General features: G+C 66.0%; 18 protein-coding genes and 1 tRNA gene. 10 read left to right on the top strand and 9 right to left on the bottom strand.

The window, feature by feature from the left end:
- Positions 1-128: 128 nt before the first annotated feature.
- Positions 129-449: a putative quinol monooxygenase gene (locus GOACH_RS12275; RefSeq protein ID WP_005175006.1), complete on the top strand. Its 321-nt coding sequence runs from the start codon at positions 129-131 to the stop codon at positions 447-449.
- A gap of 102 nt (positions 450-551) precedes the next feature.
- Complete coding sequence (locus tag GOACH_RS12270; RefSeq protein ID WP_005175005.1) at positions 552-1703, top strand: TDT family transporter; 1152 nt, start codon at positions 552-554, stop codon at positions 1701-1703.
- 6 nt (positions 1704-1709) lie between these two features.
- On the opposite strand, the gene GOACH_RS12265 is transcribed toward GOACH_RS12270, so the two are convergent.
- From GOACH_RS12265 to GOACH_RS12255, 3 genes are all read right to left on the bottom strand, one after another.
- Entirely contained in the window at positions 1710-3251 is a 1542-nt protein-coding gene (locus tag GOACH_RS12265; RefSeq protein WP_005175003.1) for an alkaline phosphatase family protein, read from the bottom strand.
- 158 nt (positions 3252-3409) lie between these two features.
- Positions 3410-3634: a hypothetical protein gene (locus GOACH_RS12260; RefSeq protein WP_005175002.1), complete on the bottom strand. Its 225-nt coding sequence runs from the start codon at positions 3632-3634 to the stop codon at positions 3410-3412.
- 129 nt (positions 3635-3763) lie between these two features.
- Positions 3764-5254, bottom strand: coding sequence for an alpha/beta hydrolase (locus GOACH_RS12255; protein WP_005174998.1), 1491 nt, complete (start codon positions 5252-5254; stop codon positions 3764-3766).
- A gap of 90 nt (positions 5255-5344) precedes the next feature.
- Between GOACH_RS12255 and GOACH_RS12250 the strand changes: the two genes are divergently transcribed.
- A complete protein-coding gene (locus tag GOACH_RS12250; RefSeq protein WP_040518560.1) occupies positions 5345-6793 on the top strand; it encodes a dihydrolipoyl dehydrogenase family protein in 1449 nt (482 codons plus the stop codon).
- 167 nt (positions 6794-6960) lie between these two features.
- Here GOACH_RS12250 and GOACH_RS12245 read toward each other — a convergent pair.
- Positions 6961-7034: transfer RNA gene (locus GOACH_RS12245), tRNA-Leu, on the bottom strand.
- 76 nt (positions 7035-7110) lie between these two features.
- Positions 7111-7509, bottom strand: a complete 399-nt coding sequence (locus GOACH_RS12240; protein ID WP_005174995.1) for a hypothetical protein — start codon at positions 7507-7509, stop codon at positions 7111-7113.
- A gap of 148 nt (positions 7510-7657) precedes the next feature.
- Between GOACH_RS12240 and GOACH_RS12235 the strand changes: the two genes are divergently transcribed.
- From GOACH_RS12235 to GOACH_RS12225, 3 genes are read left to right on the top strand one after another with little or no spacing between them, the layout of a single operon-like run.
- Positions 7658-9973: an MMPL family transporter gene (locus GOACH_RS12235; RefSeq protein WP_040518559.1), complete on the top strand. Its 2316-nt coding sequence runs from the start codon at positions 7658-7660 to the stop codon at positions 9971-9973.
- Positions 9927-10670 carry a TetR/AcrR family transcriptional regulator gene (locus tag GOACH_RS12230; RefSeq protein ID WP_005174993.1) on the top strand — a complete coding sequence of 248 codons (744 nt, stop codon included), beginning with the start codon at positions 9927-9929 and terminating at the stop codon, positions 10668-10670. Before GOACH_RS12235 ends, GOACH_RS12230 begins: the two co-directional genes overlap by 47 nt.
- A 31-nt stretch (positions 10671-10701) precedes the next feature.
- Positions 10702-11565: a Bax inhibitor-1/YccA family protein gene (locus GOACH_RS12225; RefSeq protein WP_005174991.1), complete on the top strand. Its 864-nt coding sequence runs from the start codon at positions 10702-10704 to the stop codon at positions 11563-11565.
- Positions 11566-11642: 77 nt separating this feature from the next.
- On the opposite strand, the gene GOACH_RS12220 is transcribed toward GOACH_RS12225, so the two are convergent.
- Positions 11643-12866, bottom strand: coding sequence for an acetyl-CoA C-acetyltransferase (locus tag GOACH_RS12220; protein ID WP_005174990.1), 1224 nt, complete (start codon positions 12864-12866; stop codon positions 11643-11645).
- Positions 12867-12876: 10 nt separating this feature from the next.
- Entirely contained in the window at positions 12877-13551 is a 675-nt protein-coding gene (locus GOACH_RS12215) for a TetR/AcrR family transcriptional regulator (protein WP_005174989.1), read from the bottom strand.
- Between the two features lie 67 nt (positions 13552-13618).
- On the opposite strand from GOACH_RS12215, the gene GOACH_RS12210 reads away from it, so the two are divergent.
- Entirely contained in the window at positions 13619-15010 is a 1392-nt protein-coding gene (locus GOACH_RS12210; RefSeq protein ID WP_005174988.1) for an MDR family MFS transporter, read from the top strand.
- Here the strand turns inward: GOACH_RS12210 and GOACH_RS12205 are convergent.
- Positions 15003-15764: a LamB/YcsF family protein gene (locus tag GOACH_RS12205; protein WP_005174986.1), complete on the bottom strand. Its 762-nt coding sequence runs from the start codon at positions 15762-15764 to the stop codon at positions 15003-15005. The genes GOACH_RS12210 and GOACH_RS12205 overlap by 8 nt on opposite strands.
- Positions 15761-16681, bottom strand: a complete 921-nt coding sequence (locus tag GOACH_RS12200) for an SGNH/GDSL hydrolase family protein (RefSeq protein WP_005174984.1) — start codon at positions 16679-16681, stop codon at positions 15761-15763. Before GOACH_RS12200 ends, GOACH_RS12205 begins: the two co-directional genes overlap by 4 nt.
- Before the next feature lie 62 nt (positions 16682-16743).
- On the opposite strand from GOACH_RS12200, the gene GOACH_RS12195 reads away from it, so the two are divergent.
- The 3 genes from GOACH_RS12195 (at position 16744) to ilvA (ending at position 20604) form a co-directional block, all read left to right on the top strand.
- Entirely contained in the window at positions 16744-18144 is a 1401-nt protein-coding gene (locus GOACH_RS12195) for a cystathionine beta-synthase (RefSeq protein WP_005174983.1), read from the top strand.
- A 43-nt stretch (positions 18145-18187) separates the two neighbouring features.
- Complete coding sequence (locus tag GOACH_RS12190; protein WP_005174981.1) at positions 18188-19342, top strand: cystathionine gamma-synthase; 1155 nt, start codon at positions 18188-18190, stop codon at positions 19340-19342.
- A 65-nt stretch (positions 19343-19407) separates the two neighbouring features.
- The gene (gene ilvA / locus GOACH_RS12185) at positions 19408-20604 is read left to right on the top strand and encodes a threonine ammonia-lyase (protein ID WP_005174979.1); all 1197 of its coding nucleotides are present in this window, start codon (positions 19408-19410) and stop codon (positions 20602-20604) included.
- Positions 20605-20659: the final 55 nt, after the last annotated feature.

Genomic DNA, 20659 nt, shown 5'->3' with positions numbered 1-20659 from the left:
ACCTAAGTTACGCGCGCGTGTGTGGAGTGATGCAACGAGCCTGTGTGTGAGGTTCGCTCGTCGAGGGTTCTCACAATGAGACACGGTGACTGTTCCCCGGGGTCGCAGAGCCGACCTAGGCTGGCTACATGATCCACATCGTCGCCAAATGGCAGATCAAGCCCGAGTATGCAGATCAGTGGCCAGAGCTGGTCGCCGAGTTCACAGAGGCCACGCGGTCAGAACCCGGAAACAAGTGGTTCTCATGGTCGCGAAGCCTCGACGACCCTAACGAGTACGTCCTCATCGAAGCTTTCGACGACGACGCAGCGGTGGCGCACGTCTCGAGTGACCACTTCAAGAAGGCGACGGCCGACCTGCCGAACTTCCTCGTCTCGACTCCGGAGATCATCAACACCACCGTCGATGCCGACGGTTGGTCGGAGCTGGGGGAGATGTCCGTCGAGTGACGGATTGCTCCCGCCACGCCATGCGGTGCCACAAGTCCAACTTGTGAGCTCACAAGACCGAGCCGTCTTCCGGTAGGTCGTCCGGGCGACGAAGCTCGGAGCATGACCGAGATCCTTGACCGATCGTGTGGTGACGACGTCGCAGCGGGTGAAAGGTCGACCCTGCGTCGAGGGGGAGTCGCGTTCGCGCACATCACCCCCAATTGGTTCGCGGCGGTGATGGGTACGGGGATCGTTGCGACGTCGGCGATCAGTGTCGGCGGGGAACTGCCGGCGATCCGGTCCTTTGCGAGTGCGATCTGGGTACTGGCGGTAGTGCTGCTCGTGCTCATCACTGTCGCCTTCTGTGCTCATTGGGTGCGCCATCCGGTCCTCGCGCGTCGCTACGTGGCGGACCCGGTCATGGTGCAGTTCTACGGCGCGATCCCGATGGCGCTGTTGACCGTCGGCGCGGGAACCATCACCGTCGGATCGTCGATCCTCGGTGCGCTTGGTGCGGTCGTCGTGGACGCAGTGTTGTGGTCGGCTGGAACCCTGGCGGGACTCGGCACGGCGATCGGGGTGCCGTATCTCATGATGACGCACCATCATCGACGCGGTGAGCTCGTCGCACTACCGGCCTGGCTGATGCCCGTCGTTCCGCCGATGGTGTCGGCGACGACGGGGGCGCTCCTCGTCGAGCACGTGCCGTCCGGGCAGTGGCGGCTGGGTTTCCTCGCGCTCTGTTACCTGCTGTTCGGGCTCAGCGTGTTCCTCGGGATGGTCACGCTCACGCTGATCTACGGCCGGTTGATGCGCGGAGGTGTCCCGACCGGGCGCGCGGCACCGACGATCTGGATCACGCTCGGCGTGATCGGCCAGTCCGTCACGGCGGCCAATTCCCTTGCTGCTCATGCCGACAGCGCATTCGTCGGGCGCACCGACCAGCACATGATAGTTGCCGGCCTCGTCGACTTCGGGATCTGTTACGGTCTGGCCGCCACCGGGCTGGGTGCAGGGATGTTCGCGCTCGCGACCGCTGTCACGGTGCACAACGTACGGCGTTCACTGCCGTTCGCGCTGACGTGGTGGAGCTTCACCTTCCCGATCGGTACCTGCGTGACAGGCCTCGCCGCACTGGGAACAGCGTTGGACGCCACCATGTTCCGCGTCGGCGCCGCGATTTTGTTCGGTGTTCTCCTCGCCGCCTGGACAGTGGTCTTCGCGCGTACCGTCGCCGCGGTGATCGGTGGACGACTGCCCGCTGCGGCGTGAGCAGGATCAGACGATGCCGCTCGGCGATCTGCGCGTTCCCGGTTGTTGGCGCGGCATTCGGTTGGGCGGCACCGGATACGGCTTGCCATAACCTGCCGTGCCCGCAGCGACGTTGGGTCCACACTTGACGAGAGCATTCTGCGCCTTGGGATTCGGATCGCCGAGTCGAGGCCGGGCCGCGTTCGGTCGATGCGCGAAGTCGAATGCTGTCGTCATGTCGCCGACGGTCTGTCTGCGCCACGCTGTCAGGTTCGGGACGTCGACTCCAAAACGCTTCTCGATGAGCTTCAGTTGTGACGTGTGGTCGAAGGTCTCGCGCGCGACCAGACCGCCACGGCTGTAGGGCGAGATCACGAAGCAGGGCACGCGATAGCCGAGTCCGATAGGACCGCGGATGCCCTTCGACGACGAGACTTTGTTGATGTTCGGCACGCTGACGTACTCGCCCTTGGTCCCGGGCGGGGCAGTGGGCGGAACGATGTGGTCGAAGAAGCCGCCGTTCTCGTCGTAGCTGATGATGAGAGCGGTTTTCTCCCATACGGCAGGGTTTGATGTGAGGATGTCGAGGAGTTGCACGATGCCCACCGCGCCGAGAGCAGCGGGGAGAGCGGGGTGCTCGCACTCCATGGCGGGCGGGACGACCCACGACACCTGGGAGAGCCGATTGGCGGCGACGTCGGCGCGAAAGTCGTTGGGGTAGGTGGGTGCGATGCCGCGTCGGGCCAGTTCCGAGTCAGGATTCTGTGCCTGCTTGAAGCACCCCATCATGCCGTCGAGGACGACCGAGGAGATCGGTCCGAGGTCTTTGTTGTTGTAGATCTTCCAGCTCACACCTGCCTCACTGAGGTTCTCCGGCATCGTGCGCCAGCTGTAGGCGAACTTCGGTATGAGCGTGGGTGTTTCGAGAAGTGGGCCGCCATGGGTGCCCTCCGGGTCGAGGGTTGCACTCATCCAGTAGAGCCGGTTGGGGTCGGTGGGGCCGAGAACGGAGCAGTGGTAGGCGTCGCAGATCGTGAATGCCTCGGCGAGGGTGCGGTGGACCGGGATGTCGTCGCGCTCGTAGTAGCCCATGAGTGCCGGTGCGTTGGCGGGGCCGACCGACTCGACCGACATCGGGAGCCAGCCGTCGTTGCGCCCGCCGTTCCACGCCTTGTGCAGTCCCGCCCACGAGTGGTCGGGGTCGTTGATGCATTCGCCGTCAAGGTTGGCGTCGTTCTCGGTGTCGAGGCGGAAGGGCATCGTGTAACCCGACTTCGTCGGTCCTACGCCGGGTGCCCATCCGTGCTGGCGCCACAGCGGCGTCGACTCGCCGAATCCGCGGACACCAGAGTAGGTGCCGAAATAGTGGTCGAAGCTGCGATTCTCCTGCATGAACAGGACGATGTGCTCGATGTCGTCCAGTGACCCCGTGCCCGCCGGGTCGGCTTGGGCGTACGCCTTGTCGATGATCGGCGCGGCCCACGACGTGAGCAGCGCGCCACCGCCGACCGCGGCGACCCTCGACAAGAACTCCCGACGACTCAACCCGCCGAACGGCATCTCTGACATACACACCCCTGAGGAGATCGATTGCGCTGTCGGGGCAACGGGCTGCGTCCCCCGGCGGCAGAGCGTAACCGCCGAAGTCTAAACCCGCTCTGTGAATACCGCCGAGCATTTGTGCGTACGGCAGGCGTCCGGCGGCTGGCGTGTCGGGTTGCCCGAGATCAGTGGATGCTGCTCATCACCGCGACCACGACGCCTGCGATGACCAGGACGCCGACGCATACCGCCATCGCGACGGCAAGGCGTCGACGCCCCCGGGAGACCGCGTTGATGCCGACGCCGATACAGATCAGGATCGCTGCGGAGTAAACCGCGATGGCCAACGTCAGCAGGGCAACCGCACCCTGATCTGCGGCGAGGACCAGCGGTGTCGAGGACGGCGTCATATCTCGAGTAGATCATTCAATCGATCGGCAGCACTCTGGTGTCCCTGAGCGTCGCGTCACCGCTGCGGTCTGAGTCGACGTCGAGCGTGTGGTTCGTGTGTTTCGGCGTACCGACGTCGACCGTGTCCGTCATGGCGTCGGCACGGGTGTGGTCGTCGTGGTGGTGGTCGGCGTATCCGCTCCAGTCGGCATCGGGGTGGTAGCGCTTCCCGGTGTGGACGATGCACGCGACGGGGAAGGCTCCGTGGTGGTCGCCTCGGAGGAGGTGCCCGGCGTTGTCGATTCGGTTGCAGACGTTGCCGATTCCGCGGACTCTGATGCCGATGGTGTCGTCGACTCCTGGGTGCTGCCGGAGAGCGCGGCGAGTACCGCAGGTGTCTGCACCGGTGCAGCCGCGGCGACACGCGCGGCCGCGGTTGCCTTCGCGACGCCGTCGGGTTCGGGCGATCCCGCGGCGCTGACCAGTTGGGTCTTCGCGGTCACTGCGGGAGTCTTGTTGAGTGCGGCAAGTACGTCGTCCTTGCCTGCGCCGAGTCCTCGATTCCAATTGGCCCAGTTGTGCACCCCGTAGTTGGGCAGCGAGATCACCGACACCCCGCTCTGTGCCAGTTGCAGCTGCAGCAGCACCGTCGAGACGGCTGAGAGGATCTCCAACGCCACAGCGTTGATCAAATCCGACTGCGAGAGCTTCGCCATGTCGGTAGGACTCGGGAACCCGTTGCCCGACGAGATGATCAACGTCTGGCCGTTCTGCTTGAGCTTATCGATGTTCTTCGACGGGTCGTTCGCCGTCCACCGGGCGCTACCCGGCGCACCCCACATGTTGACGATGCCGTTGGTGTAGTTCGAGACGAGCGTTTGTGTGGCGAGCACGCCGAGCGCACCGATCGGATTGTCGGTCTGGTAGTAACCCGACATCGCCTGCACGACCTTGAACTGTTCCGGGTGCCGCTCGGCGAGCGTCACCGCCGGCCCCGCCGACATCGAGAGGCCGACGATCGCATTGTCCGATTTGCTCACACCGAAGTTGGTGGCGAGGTAGTCGGGCAGTTCCTGGGTCAAAAACGTCTCCTGCTTGATCGTGACGTTCTTGTCGCCCGCTCCGCCGTCCCAGTCGGTGTAGAACGACGACGCCCCGCCCGCGGGCATGACGAGTGTGGTGTCGCTCTTGCCGTCGTAAACCTTCGCAGCCTGGACGTCGGTGGTCCACGCCGAGCGGTCGTCACGCGCACGCATGCCGTCGAGCAGGTACACGCCCTTCGCGCTGCCGTTGGATGCGCGTATCTGGACGATGACGGACTTGTGCTGGGACTCCGACCAGACCTTGCAGTTCTGCACGTAATTGCCCGACGGATCCCAGCTGCATCCGGGCCGCAGGACCTCGGGATGACCGACCATGGCCGACGCGCGGTCGTCCTTGCCGACCAGGGCGCCGAGGCCCAGGAGCGCCGCGGTCAGTGTCAGCACGGTCCCGACGCCGACCAGGCGGCGTCGGATACGTCGAGGCTGACGAGCCTGGGCGTCGGCGGTCGGCGTCGGCTCGGCGGCCGTCGGAGCGTCGTCGTAGACGGTCCACTGATCGCGCGGATCGCTACTCGGTGAATGGGGTGGGATGGGCATGTGACTCCTGCCGTCTGTGGTCCCCGATGTGTAAGAGGTCGGTATGCGCGCCCGCTCCGTTACATGTGATCGGCGTCTACCGTGGATTTCATGGCAGATTCGGACAGTTACGACGTCATCGTGGTCGGCGGTGGCCCCGCGGGCGAGAACGCCGCCGACTATGCGATCCGCGGAAGCTCTCGCCGCGCGGTCCTCGTGGAAAGTGAGCTCGTCGGCGGAGAGTGCTCGTACTGGGCCTGTATGCCGAGCAAGGCGCTGCTCGGCGCAGGAGCCGCGCTCGACGCGGCGACGGGCCTGCCCGGTTCGCGGCCGCGTGTCGTCGACGGTCAGCCCGACTCCGCTCGACTGTTCGCGTGGCGGGACTCCTTCACCGAGAACCGCGACGATTCGTCCCAGGTTGAGTGGGCGCGCGGAGCTGGAATCGACGTCGTGCGCGGTGCGGGACGTCTCGTCGGTGAGCGTGAGGTGGAGGTGGACGGCCGACGGCTGCGCGCGACCGCGGCCGTGGTGTTGGCGACGGGCAGCGAGGCGTCGATCCCGCCGATTCCGGGGCTTGCCGACGCTGCGCCCTGGACGTCGCGTGATGCGACCAACCTCGTCGAGGTCCCGCCACGTATCGCTGTGCTCGGCGGTGGCGTGGTGGCCTGCGAGGCCGCGACCTGGCTGGCCGAGCTCGGTAGCGAGGTGACGATGGTGGTTCGCGGAAAAGCGCTGTTGCCGTCCATGGAACCCTTTGCGGGAGAGCGTGTCGCCACAGGCCTCCGCGGCCGCGGCGTCGACATTCGATTCGGCACCACGTTCGCGTCCGTGACACGTCCCGGCGTAGACGACACCGGCTACGGACGGATTCACGGGGGGCCGGCCGTTGTCGACCTCGCCAACGGTGACGGCGACGTGACCGACCGCCTCGAGGTCGACGAGATCCTGGTTGCCGCTGGTCGACGGCCCCGCACCGTCGACGTCGGATTAGATTCTCTCGGAATCGATCCGAAGGCGAAACTCGACGTCGACGATCACTTGAACGTCGCCGGACATGACTGGCTCTATGCCGTCGGTGACGTCAACGGCCGTGCGCCGCTGACGCACATGGGCAAGTACCAGGCACGGGTTGCCGGTGATGTGATCGCCGCACGCGCGGAGGGACGTTCGCTCGCCGGCGAGCGGTACGCGGCCACCGCCGATCATGCCGCCGTGCCGCAGGCCGTGTTCACCGAGCCGCAGGTCGGGTCAGTGGGGCTGACCGAACACGCCGCCCGCGACGCCGGGCTCGACGTGGTCACATCGGAGCTCGACATCGAGGTCGCGGGGTCGGCGCTCGCGCGGGAGAACTACAGCGGCCGCGCGAAGCTGGTCATCGATCGTGAACGAAATGTGTTGGTGGGAGCCACGTTCGTCGGCCCCGACATCGCCGAGCTGGTCCACTCGGCGACGATTGCTGTTGTCGGAGGGGTGTCGATCGACCGGCTCTGGCACGCCGTCCCGTCGTACCCGACGGTCAGCGAGGTGTGGCTGCGGCTGCTGGAGAACCTGCGCGGGTAGAGACTCGTGGGATCGGTATCGCCGCGTAACGCCCGATTCCGTGAGTTGGTCGACGAGCGCGGCAGACTCAAGGACGTGCCTGCGCTCCGCGGGACCTTCGACTCCAAGTTGCGTGGGATCCAGGGGTGCAGAAATGCCCCCCAGGATCCCACGCAACGTTCGGCGGGTGCCCCCAGTCGGACTCGAACCGACACTGTGCGGATTTTAAGTCCGCTGCCTCTGCCAATTGGGCTATAGGGGCGCGTCGACAAGCATGCCATGCGCGTTCTGGCCCGATCGAGTGAACCGTCCCGTTGACACGAGGACCGGTTGTGAACTCACCGATGCAGGCCCGCCTGGCGCACCGCCAGGCGGGCGGCGCGTTGGACGCACCAGACGGTCCAGACCGCTGATATCAACGCGATCACAAGGAGCTCGCTGGTCATCCACACCAGGCCGTCGCCGCTGACGGTGTTTGACGGGTCCTGGACCATGAAGACCACAGCCATCACCGACAACAAGCCGATCACGGCTGACGGCCAGCCGGCGTGCGCCTCGAGGTGGTGCTTTTCTTCGATCACCTCGGCAGCGTGCCGCTGATGGTCGGCCCGCGAGTCGTTGAGCTCGGAGAGGGCGACGAACAGATCGGCACTACGGCGAGGCTGTGAGGATCGGTGGTAGGACAGCACCCAGGCTCCAACCGCGACGGCGGCGAGAGCAAGTGAGAGGTAGACCACACCCCATCGTAGCCCGTCGGACGGATGTCGCCGAGTGCGACGGCGACCGGCGAATGCGCAGCTTCATCGAGCGATACACCCTTGACGCCCTGACTTAATGGCGATAACTTAACGCGGGTAAGTGACCATCACGCGCAAGGGGAACCGCATGCTGGCAAGACTCACTCGACTCGCGGTTTCGGCACCTAAACGTGTTCTGGCGGTGGCGTTTCTGCTGCTGGTGTTGTGCGGGATCTACGGAGCGTCTGCCTCGCAACACCTCCTCGCCGGCGGTTACTCCGACCCCAACAGCGAATCGGCGCAAGCGGCGCAACAGATCAACGACGCGTTCCAGCGCGGGGGATTACAAGTCGTTCTGAAACTCGACGCTCCCGCAGGTACCGACATGGAAAAGGACCCGCGGGCGGCCGCGGTCGGCACGTCGCTCGTCTCCGAGCTCGATGCCATTCCGTATGTGCAGCAACCGATTCTGTCGGTGTGGCAGGACCCTACGCTCGCCCCAGGATTGGTCAGCAAGGACCGTAGCTCTGCCCTGATCATCGCCACGCTCGATGGCGGCGAGGCCGACGCGCCCGCGCACGCGAAGGAAGTTGCCTCGCGGTTCGAGGGGACTCGTGATGGCATCTCGGTCCGTGTCGGTGGTGAGGGCCTGGTTTTCCAACAGGTCAACGAACAGACCACACGCGACCTTGCACTCGCCGAGGGAATCGCGATCCCGATCAGCTTCCTCGTGCTCATCGTCGTCTTCGGCGGCGTGATCGCTGCGATGCTGCCGATCGGTGTCGGCATCATTGCCATCGTGCTGACCTTCGCGTTGCTGCGTCTGATCGGCACGGTCACCGACGTATCGATCTTCGCGCTGAACCTCACCACCGCAATGGGTTTGGCGCTCGCGATCGACTACACGCTTCTGCTCGTCACTCGCTATCGAGAAGAGGTCGCCGATGGTCGGGACCGGCGGTCCGCGATCCTGCGCACCATGTCGACGGCTGGTCGCACCGTCGCGTTCTCGGCTGTGACGGTCGGCCTCGCGCTTGCCGCCCTCGCCATCTTCCCGATGTACTTCCTGCGCTCGTTCGCCTACGCCGGACTCGGGGTGGTCGCGATCGCCGCGGTGACCTCGCTGGTGCTCACACCGGCTGTACTCATGCTCCTCGGCGACCGGATCGACTCGCTCGACGCGCGTCGCGGACTTCGTAAGCTCCTGGGCCGACCCGAGCCAGCACCGCGGCCGGTCGAAGAGGGCTGGTGGTACCGCGCGGCGTCGTGGGTGCTGAAACGTGCCGCGCCCGTCGGGGCTACGGTCGTCGCGATTCTGTTGGTGCTCGGTGCACCGTTCCTGTCGATCAACTTCGGCTTTCCCGACGACCGTGTGCTGCCGACGAGCGCCAGTGCGCATCAGATCCAGCAGGAGATCCGCGACGACTTCGCCCAGAACCTCTCCTCGACAATCACCGTCGTCACGACCGGTGATGTCTCGCAACAGACGAGGGAGCAGTACGCGCAGGAACTCTCGCGCGTGGCCGACGTCAACTCGGTGCCGGGGGCGGGCGGCACCTTCGTCGACGGTCGGGCAGTGGGACCGGTCAACCCCGCGGACCTGCGCGGCGACGTCGGAGTGATCACCATCGCCACGAGCCTCGAACCGATGCAGGAGGCCGGCGAGCACCAGCTCGCCCAGCTGCGGGACGTGCCGGTGCCGGACGGTCTCACAGTGAAGTTCACCGGAGCGGCCGCGACCAACGTCGACACGGTTGACTCCATCTACGCGCACCTCCCGTGGGTGCTCGGGGTGATCGCGATCGCCACCTTCATCCTGCTGTTCCTGTTCAGCGGAAGCGTTGTGCTGCCGCTGAAGGCGTTGGTGCTCAACGTGTTGTCGCTGTCGGCGACCTTCGGTGCCATGGTGTGGTTCTTCCAGGAAGGGCATCTCGGTGGCCTGGGCACCACGGCAACCGGCTACCTCGCAGCCACGATGCCGGTGCTCATGTTCTGCATCGCGTTCGGGCTGTCGATGGATTACGAGGTGTTCCTACTCGGCCGTATCCGGGAATCGTGGCTGGCGTCCGACAGGTCACGCGCGGCCAACGACCGCGCCGTCGCACTCGGGCTGGCGAGAACCGGGCGCGTCATCACGGCGGCAGCGCTGCTGATGAGCATCGTGTTCGCGGGAATCGCGGCGTCGGAGGTGTCGTTCATGCGTATGTTCGGTGTCGGGCTCACCCTCGCCGTGTTGATGGATGCGACGCTCATCCGGATGCTGCTCGTCCCGTCGTTCATGCGACTGGCCGGGCGCGCGAACTGGTGGGCACCGGCTCCGCTGCGTCGGCTGCACGACCGCTTCGGACTCACCGAGGAGGTCGATGAGGACCACGCCGACGCACACCGCACACCCGAGATCGAGACACAGGAGAACAGTGACGCCGACCAGTCGCAGAACCCGATCGCCCCGCGGATCGGGTGAGTTGCTGGCAGAGGAGATCATCGACGCCGCGACGTCGCTCCTGCTCGACTCCGAAGCGGCTTCAGCAGTCTCGATTCGTGCGGTGGCCGACCGTGTGGGCGTCACGCCGCCGTCGATCTACCTGCACTTCGCCGACAAGGACGCGCTTCTCGAGGCTGTGTGCGCACGCTACTTCGAGCAACTCGACGAAAAGCTGGTCGAGGCGTCGGCAGGGATCGATGACCTGCTGGAGCGGACTCTGCAAATGGGGATGGCGTACGTGCGATTCGCGGTCGACACCCCGGTGCTCTACCGCGAGGCGTTCCACCACGTCTCGCCCGCAGACCAGCGGACCAAGGTCGACGAGGTGCTCGCGGCGTCGGCGTTCGTCCGACTCACCGGAACCGTCAGCGAACTCGCAGACGCGGGCATGTTCCGGGACGACGAAGTGCGCGACGTCGTACTGGAACTGTGGACCACGGCGCACGGGCTGGCGTCACTGATGATCGCTAAACCGGGTATGGGCTGGGGTGATGACCTCGCGATCGCCGAACAGACCCTCCGTTCGGTCTGCCTGGGGCGTGCTGTGTTGTCGATTCGCGACTACCGCCAACCCGACGAGGTTCGTGGATTCCTCGACGCACTGAGCGCGCCGTCGGATCCCCCGGTTGGTCAAGAGAAGGTAAAGTCGGAACTCGAACGGGTCGATCCCCGTTGATGAGACGTACACGTCCATAAAAGGAGCACCTGTGCGAGACAGCAGTAACCCGGTGATGCGCGGCGTCGTCCGCGATAACCAGAATCCCGGTGGATACGCCGGCTTCGGTTCCAACATGGCCGGGGCCGGGCAAGCCGCCATGTACAACCAGTACGGTCAGCAGGTCCCGCCGCAGTATGCACCGCCGCAGGCTGCCGGACGGCAATTGACCATCGACGACGTCGTCACCAAGACGGCGATCACGCTCGGCGTACTGACGGTGACAGCCATCGTCAGTTATGTCATCAGCAGCTACAACAATGCGTTGGCCGGCCCGCTCATGGGTATCGGCGCGATCGCGGGCCTCGTGCTCGTGTTGGTCGCGTCGTTCGGTCGTAAGCAGGACAATCCCGCCATCGTGCTCGCGTACGCGGCGTTCGAGGGCCTCTTCGTCGGTTCGATCTCGTTCGTGTTCGCCAACTGGATGGTCAGCGGCGACACCAGCGCGGGCGCGCTGATCGGTCAGGCGGTCCTCGGTACGTTCGGCGTTTTCTTCGGCATGCTGTTGGTCTACAAGATCGGCGCCATCCGGGTGACACCGCGCTTCACGCGCATGCTGTTCGCCGGACTCATCGGTGTGATGGTTCTGATGATCGGCAACCTGATCATCGGGCTGTTCACCGGCGGAGCGGGTGTGCTGCGCGACGGCGGTCCGATCGCGATCATCTTCTCGCTGGTCTGCATCGCGCTCGCTGCATTCAGCTTCCTCGTCGATTTCGACGCCGCTGATCGGCTCATCCGTGCGGGCGCTCCGTCACGCGCGGGCTGGGGAGTGGCGCTCGGACTCACCGTCACCCTGGTGTGGCTGTACGTCGAGATCCTGCGCCTGCTGAGCTACTTCAATTCCAACAACTAGTAGTTCCAGCACGACATACACCGAGGCCCTGCACTCCGCTGGAGTGCAGGGCCTCGGTCGTCGAACCAGAAGTGGGGTCAGCTCAGGCGCTCGAGCACCATCGCCATACCCTGCCCACCGCCGACGCACATCGTCTCGATGCCGAAGGTCTTGTCGTGGGTCTGCAGGTTGTTGAGCAGCGTGGTGGTGATGCGTGCACCGGTCATGCCGAACGGATGGCCCAGCGCGATGGCGCCACCGGAGACGTTCAGCTTGTCGTGGTCGATGCCCAGCTCGTTGGCCGAACCGAGGACCTGCACGGCGAACGCCTCGTTGATCTCGAAGAGGTCGATGTCGGAGATCGACATGCCCGACACCCGCAAGACCTTGCGCACGGCCTCGATGGGCCCGAGGCCCATGATCTCCGGCGACAACCCGGTGGCAGCAGTCGCCACGACGCGTGCGAGCGGGGTCAGGCCGAGTTCCTTGGCCTTGGTGTCGCTCATCACGACCAGCGCAGCAGCGCCGTCGTTCAGCGGGCAGGCGTTTCCGGCTGTGACGGTTCCGTCGGGACGGAAGACCGGCTTGAGCTGCGAGATCTTCTCGTAGGTCGTGCCGGGTCGCGGGCCGTCGTCGGTGCTGACGACGGTGCCGTCGGGAAGGGTGACCGGGTCGATCTCGCGCTCGAAGAAGCCCGCCTTGATGGCTTCCTCTGCGCGGTTCTGGCTACGAACACCCCAGTGGTCCTGATCTTCACGCGAGATGCCGGTGAAGCTGGCGACGTTCTCGGCGGTCTGACCCATCGCGATGTAGACGTCGGGCAATAGACCGTCCTCGCGCGGATCGTGCCACGCCGGTGCGCCGCCCTCGGCGGTGCGCTCGGTGCGGGCCAGGGCCTCGTCGAAGATCGGGTTCTTGGAGTCCGGTGCGCCGTCGGCTCCTCCGGAGACAGCGAAGCTCGACACGCTCTCGACGCCGCCGGAGATGAAGACGTCGCCCTCGCCGGCCTTGATGGCGTGCAGTGCCATACGAGTGGTCTGCAACGACGACGAGCAGTAGCGGTTCACGCTGACGCCGGGGATGTGGTCGAATCCGAGCTCGACGGCGAGGACACGGCCGATGTTGTAGCCACCCTGACCACCGGGCTGACCGATGCCCCAGTGGATGTCCTCGATGTCTTTGGGATCGAGTTCAGGGACTTTCGCGAGGAGCGCGGTAACCATCTGGCGCGAGAGTTCGTCCGGCCGGACGTCTTTGAGGGATCCCTTACCGGCGCGGCCGATCGGGGAGCGGGCATGGGCAACGATGACGGCTTCAGTCATGTGAAACACGTTACTGCACGTCGTCGACGCCAGATGAGCCGGATTTGTCACTCGACGGGTCCCTGCTTGTCGGGGAAGACCGGCAGCCGTCGGGTTGTATGAGAGGAAGGAAGACATCGTCGACGATGCTGCGCAGCACATCGTCTGGGACGGGCGCCAGCGACATGAGTACCTCGTAGCGATAGAGGTCGGTCGGGAGCGCGATGGCACGCTCGGTGACCAGCGCCGGGTCGACCTCGCCACGTGCTATGGCGCGGTCGATGAGGGTGGGCATGATCGAGACGCGGTCGCCGACGAACAATGCGCGGACCTCCCGTGGACTGGTGTCACCCTCGGCGAAGTACTCACCGAGGCTCGACGCCATCATCACCACGAAGTCTGCGCGGGTGGCGTTCATGTCGCGCAGCGCGGCGAGGACGTCATCGCGCAGGTTTCCGGTATCCGGCACGTCGACCGTGATCTGGCGCCCGCGGTGCGCTACCGCTGCGCGTAGCAACTCCCCGCGCGTCGCCCACCGGCGATAGAGCACGGGCCTACTGGTTCCCGCGCGGTCGGCGACCGCCTCGAACGTGAGACCGGCGTAGCCGCGCTCGAGCAATTGGTCCCACGTTGCGTCGAGGATTGCTGTTTCGAGTTCGGCGCCCCGGCGTCGGGTCGTCGTCGACGCATTGTCCTCAAGGTCCACTTGCGTATCTTATCGCGACGGGCTAGCGTTGCAATAAGATACATAACTGTTTCTTAAGGAGGTCGTCATGCCTGTGTCAGCGTCTCCGGCGCAGACCATCGACCCGGCGACGCGTCGCGTTGCGTGGGCGGTGATCGTCGGCCTGATCGCACCGATCCTCGACACGACGATCGTCACCATCGCGCTCGAGGCCCTCGGCCGGGATCTCGATGTCCCGGTGTCGACGATCCAGTGGGTGAGCACGGGGTACCTGCTCGCACTCGCCGTCGCGGTCCCGCTCGCGGGCTGGGCGGCGACCCGATTCGGTTCGCGGGCGGCCTGGATCGCGGGGCTGGTGATCTTCCTGCTGGGGTCCGTGCTGTGCGCCGTGGCGTGGAATGCACCGTCGCTCATAGCATTTCGTATCGTGCAGGGTCTAGGTGCCGGGCTGATCATGCCGCTGATGACGTCGATCCTGGTATCGGCGAGTCGAGGTGTCGCACTCGGGCAGGTGATCGCCCTGGTGTCGATGCCGACGGCGTTGGGACCGATCCTCGGGCCTGTGCTCGGCGGCGTAATACTGAACTGGCTCAACTGGCGGTGGCTTTTCCTGATCAACGTTCCGATCGTCGCCGTCGCGTTGTATCTCGCACGCCGCATCCCAGACGACCGCTCGACGGCCGACGCCGACGACCATCACGCACGACTCGATATCGTGGGGCTCCTGCTGCTCGCACCGGGGCTTGCGCTCGTCCTTCTCGGGCTCTCGAACGCGCATACGGGCCTGTTGCGGGTGAGCGTGCTGGTCCCGGTACTCCTTGGCGCGAGTGCGCTGGGCGCGTTCGTGGCACGTGGCGTTGTGTCGCAGCGAGCCGGAATCGTCGATATCCGAGTTCTTGTCCACCGCGCGGTCGCTGCGTCGGCTGCTGGACTGTTCGCGTTCGGCATCGCCTCGTTCGGCGCAATGTTTCTGCTGCCCTTGTTCTTTCAACAGGTATATGGCGACTCGGTGCTGCGCGCCGCGCTCTATCTGATCCCGCAGGGTGTCGGCGCCTTCGTGACCCGTGGGCTCGCAGGTCGGCTCACCGATCGGTTCGGCGGACGCTGGGTGGCGCTCTCCGGATTCCTGATCGTCGCCGCTGCGACCGTGCCATTCGCAGTCGCAGATGCTGGTACATCGCCGTTCTGGTTGATGGTGGCCTTGCTCTTCCGAGGTTTCGGTCTCGGGTTGTTACTGTCGCCGATCATGGCTGCCGGATTCATCGGTGTACCCGATTCCGCCCGTCAGGACACGAGCATGCTCACCCGGATCACGCAGCAACTCGGTGGATCGTTCGGCACGGCGATTCTCGCCGTGGTGGTCGTGTCGGCGGCCTCGGTGGGTGCGGGGTTCGCCGCCGCTTTCTGGTGGTCGGTGGTCCTCGCCGTGCTCGGCGCGGTCGTCGCACTCGCGTTGCCGTCCCGGCCGGAATTCAGGTGAACGGAACTATCTCGACGCCCGCAGCGACCAGGGATGCACGGGTCGCGATCGACATCGCCACCGCCCCAGGGCTGTCACCGTGCAGACACACCGAGTCGACGTCGAGGCGCACGTCTCGACCGTCGATGGATTCGACGACGCCGTCGGTGATCATCCGAACCACGCGCTCGGCGACGAGCTCCGGATCGTCGAGGACGGCGCCGGGCTCGCGTCGGGAGACCAGCGTGCCGTCGGACTGATAGGCCCGATCGGCGAAAGCCTCCCGTACCGTGCGGACTCCGCGTTGAGCAGCGATCTCGAGCAGCAGCGAGCCGGGGAGTCCGAGTATTGGGAGGGCAGGGTCGACCGCGGCGACCGCGTCGACGACTGCACGCGCGTGCTGTTCGTGATGCACGGCCGTGTTATACAGCGCCCCATGGGGTTTGACGTAGCTGACGACGCTTCCGGCAGCGTGGGCGATGGCTTGGAGTCCGCCGATCTGGTAGACGACGTCGTCGGTCAGTTCGGTCTGCGTGGCGTCGACGAAGCGTCGCCCGAAGCCTGCGAGATCGCGATAACTCACCTGTGCGCCGATGCGGACGCCGTTCTCGCGTGCGCTGCGGCAGGTGCGCGCCAGCGTGCTCGGATCGCCTGCGTGGAATCCGCACGCGACGTTGGCGCTGCTGACCACCTCGAGCACCGCGTCGTCGTCACCGAGTTGCCACCGGCCGAACGACTCCCCGACATCGCTGTTGAGATCGACACGAGCGCTCATGCGACGGTCCGTGCACGACGGAGTAGTCGGGTCATGAACTTGCTCGTCGGTACGGTCTCCGACATCTCCGGCGGCTCGGGCAATGGTGCGGGGCCCCACTCGCCGATCTCCTCGAGTACCGGTGGTGTGAGTATCGCAGCGGCGAGCTCATATCCCGCTGCAGACGGGTGGTAGTGGTCGGGCGAGAACATGTGGTCGGGCTCGGCTTTGAATTCCTCGGCGAGCAGATCGGCGAGCGGGACGGCGACCCCTCCTGCACCGCGTACCGCCGACGCCTGACGGGCCGCGAGCCGCAAGCCCCAGATCCGCAGCACCGACCGCAGCGGTTGGGGGATCGCGGTGATGACCCCGAAATCGGGGCAGGTGCCGACGACCACCACAGCGCCGGTCTCGCGTAGTCGACGGACTGCAGCGCCGAGACGGTTCGCTGACGCCCTGATGCCGTTGGTCGCGGTCACGTCGTTGGCGCCGACGAGAATCAGTGCCACGTCGGGCCGGTGTCCCGCGATGAGCATGGCGTCGATCTGCGCGGCGAGGCCCTTCGACGTCGCGCCGACGATGGCCTTGTTGCTGTAGCGGATGGTGCGTCCGGTGTCGGCGGCCACGCGCCGGGCGACGCGGACGCCGGGGGTGTCGTCCGCGGAGTCGACGCCGAGACCCGCGGCCGTGGAGTCGCCGAAGACCGTCAGGTGTAGATCGGCCGAGGTCTCACGCGTGACGCGCAGAGGGCCGCTGCCGTCGGGTAGGTAGATGCCGTCGCCGTTGGGAGCGTTGTCGGTGCGATGCGGGATGGTGGTTCTGGCCTGCTGCGCCTGCCACACCAGTACGTTGTAGGCCGCCCACGTGGCACCGGCTCCTGCGGCCGTTGCGGTCGCGGCGGCACCGACATCGCGGAGGACGTGACGCGAATCGGACACGGAAGCAAGCTTAGCGGTAAGTCGAATGTGGACGTCTCGCGACGCTCTGGGACCATGGAGGCATGCGCATCGCCAATCACGTCGTCGACCTGGTGGGCAACACACCACTGGTCAAGCTCAACTCCGTGACCTCGCCCGGATCCGGGCTGGTCGCCGCCAAGGTCGAGTACCTCAATCCCGGCGGCAGCAGCAAGGACCGTATCGCCGTGCGGATGGTCGACGCCGCTGAGAAGTCGGGGGAGCTGCGCCCGGGCGGCACAATCGTCGAGCCGACGTCGGGCAACACCGGGGTGGGGCTGGCGCTTGTCGCGCAGCAGCGCGGATACAAATGCATCTTCGTGTGCCCCGACAAGGTGGGCGAGGACAAGCGCAACGTACTGCGTGCCTACGGCGCCGAGGTCGTCGTGTGTCCGACCGCCGTCGCGCCGGAGCATCCCGACAGCTACTACAGCGTCTCCGACCGGCTGGTCCGCGAGGTCGAGGGTGCCTGGAAGCCCAACCAGTACGCGAACCCGGCAGGCCCGCAGAGCCACTATGAGACCACCGGTCCCGAGATCTGGCGCGACACCGACGGAAAGATCACCCACTTCGTCGCAGGAGTCGGTACCGGCGGCACCATCACCGGCACCGGCCGCTACCTCAAGGAGGTGTCGGACGGGAAGGTCAAGGTCGTCGGTGTCGATCCCGAGGGCTCGGTGTACTCCGGCGGAACCGGGCGTCCCTATCTCGTCGAGGGCGTCGGCGAGGATTTCTGGCCGCAGGCCTACGACCCGAGCATCCCCGACGAGATCATCGCCGTCTCCGACGCCGACTCATTCGACATGACCCGACGCCTCGCCCGCGAAGAGGGGTTGCTCGTCGGTGGTTCCTGCGGCATGGCCGTCGTCGCGGCGCTGCAGGTGGCCGAACGCGAGGGACCCGATTCCGTCGTGGTGGTCCTGCTACCCGACGGCGGGCGCGGATACATGGCCAAGATCTTCAACGACGAGTGGATGAGCAGTTACGGATTCCTGCGCACGCCGCTCGACGGCGGCAAACCGGAGCCGCTCGTCGGGGATGTGTTGCGCGGCAAGACAGGCACATTGCCCGACCTCGTCCACACCCACCCGCAGGAGACGTTGCGCGACGCCATCGAGATGCTCCGTGAGTACGGTGTCTCCCAGATGCCGGTCGTCGGAGCTGAACCGCCCGTGATGGCCGGCGAGGTCGCGGGCGCGGTCACCGAGCGCGATCTGCTGTCGGCCGTCTTCGAGGGGCGCGCGAACCTGGCCGACCCGGTGTCGGCGCACATGGGCGACCCGTTCCCGCTGATCGGGTCTGGCGAGCCCGTATCTGCTGCGACCAAGGCACTCGGTGAGTCCGATGCCCTCATGGTCGTCGAGGACGGCAAGCCGATCGGGGTCATCACCCGGCACGATCTGCTGGCCTTCGTCAGCACACATCCCACGATCACCGCGGGCTAGCGACAGCACGCATCCAGATTCCCACTCAGCGAGGAGTTCTCACGTGAAGAAGTACCAGCGCCCGCGCGGGTTTTCGACCGATGCCATTCATGCGGGCTACGAGCCCGACCCGCGGACCGGAGCCGTCAACGTGCCGGTCTACGCGAGTTCGACGTTCGCACAGGACGGTGTCGGGGGACTGCGCGACGGGTTCGAGTACGCACGTACCGGAAATCCGACGCGACGCGCGCTTGAGGCGAACATCGCAGCCATCGAAGGCGGTACGTACGGGCGCGGTTTCTCCTCCGGTATGGCGGCCACCGACGCGATGCTGCGAGCATCGCTGCGCCCCGGCGACCATCTCGTCATCCCGAACGACGCCTACGGCGGCACCTTCCGGCTGATCGACAAGGTCTTCACCCAGTGGGGCATCGATTACTCGGTGGCACCGGTCAGCGACATCGACGCCGTACGTGCGGCCATCACGCCGAAGACCAAGCTCGTGTGGGTCGAGACGCCCACCAATCCGCTGCTCAACGTCGGTGATATCGAGCGGCTGGCAGAGGTCGCGCACGAGGCCAAGGCAAAGCTGGTCGTGGACAACACCTTTGCCACTCCCTACCTGCAGCGCCCGCTCGCGCTGGGTGCCGACGTCGCGCTGCATTCGACGACGAAGTATCTCGGTGGCCACTCCGACGTTGTCGGTGGTGCGCTCGTCACCGATGACGAGCAACTCGACGCCGACATCGCGTTCCTGCAGAACGGCGCGGGTGCGGTGCCCGGACCGTTCGACGCCTACCTGACGATGCGCGGCATCAAGACGCTCGCGGTGCGGATGGAGCGCCATTGCGACAACGCGGAGAAGGTCGCCGACTACCTCAACCGCCACGACAAGATCGAGCGCGTCCTCTACCCCGGCGATCCGTCGCATCCCGGTTACGAGGTGGCAGCCAAGCAGATGAAGCGATTCGGCGGGATGGTCTCGGTGCTGGTCTCCGGCGGCATCGAGGACGCCAAGAAGTTCTGTGCCCGCACCGAGGTGTTCACGCTCGCCGAGTCGCTGGGCGGCATCGAATCGCTGATCGAGCACCCAGGCGCGATGACCCACGCGTCGACCGCCGGGTCGCTGCTGGAGGTTCCCGAGAATCTCGTGCGCCTCTCGGTCGGCATCGAGGACATCGACGACATCCTCGCCGACCTGGAGCAAGCGCTGCAGTAGTTCGTCAACCGCGGGCTTCCGGTGCGCTGCGTCCGGCGCCATGACCGCGTAGGTTGACGCTCATCATGCTGATCACACAGACCGAGATCGACGACGCCGTGTCGGTGTTGGCGCCGGTGATGCGTCGGACCCCGATGGTGGCGTCGCGGGTGCTGTCCGAACGCAGCGGCTCCGACGTGTGGCTCAAGTGCGAGAATCTGCAGCGCACAGGATCGTTCAAGCCGCGTGGTGCCTTCTACCGGATCTCGCGGCTGACCCCCGACGAGCGCTCGGCGGGCGTCGTTGCCGCCAGCGCGGGCAATCACGCCCAGGGGGTCGCATGGTCGGCCGCGCACCTCGGCATCAGTTCGCGGGTGTACATGCCGGTGGGCGCGGCGTTGCCGAAGTTGGCCGCCACCAAGGCGTATGGGGCCGAGGTTGTGCTCACCGGCGAGACGATCGACGAATCACTGGTCGCCGCACGTGCATTCGCGGCAGAGACCGGTGCCACGCTGATACACCCGTTCGATCACCGCGATATCGTCGCAGGCCAGGCGAGTGTGGGCGTCGAGATCTGCGAGCAGATGCCGGACGTCGGGTCGATTGTCGTTCCGCTGGGTGGCGGTGGGCTCCTTGCAGGGATCGCCGCCGCGGTCAAGGCCAGACGCCCGAACGTGCGGATCATCGGAGTCCAGGCGGCTCAGGCGGCAGCGTGGCCGACCTCGCTGCAGGAGGACATGCCGGTCGCCGCAGCGCACATGTCGACGATGGCCGACGGCATCGCCGTCGCACTGCCCGGCGATGTGCCGTTTGCTCACGTCCGCGAGTTGGTCGACGAGGTGGTCACCGTCGATGAAGGACAGCTCGCCACCGCGCTGCTGCTGATGCTCGAACGCGCCAAGTTGCTCGTCGAGCCCGCCGGGGCCGCCGGTGTCGCCGCGCTGATGAGCCTCGATCTCGAGCTACCCGGCCGGATCTGTGTCGTGGCCTCCGGCGGCAACATCGATCCGCTGGTGCTCAGTCACGTGACCACCACCGGGTTGACGGCGTCCGGTCGATTTCTCACGGTCACCGCGACCATCCCGGATCGGCCGGGTGGACTGATCTCGCTGCTCGAACTACTGCGTGACCGGGGTGCGAGCGTCGTCGACGTCGTCCATTCTCGTGTCGCCGACAATCTGCAGCTCGGCGAGGTGCAGGTGACGGTCAGCGCGGAGACCAGGGGAGCTGAGCACCGCGAAGTCGTCCGTGCCGCTCTTGCTGATGCGGGTTTCCTCCGCTGACGTGAGCGGCGTTGATGACAGGGGCGAGTCGTGACATGCGTGGCGACGCCGCGGG

It is taken from the genome of Gordonia aichiensis NBRC 108223 (assembly GCF_000332975.1).
Taxonomy (GTDB): domain Bacteria; phylum Actinomycetota; class Actinomycetes; order Mycobacteriales; family Mycobacteriaceae; genus Gordonia; species Gordonia aichiensis.
The sequence above is the reverse complement of the archived record's forward strand: the minus strand, read 5'-3'. Positions and strand labels throughout refer to the sequence as shown.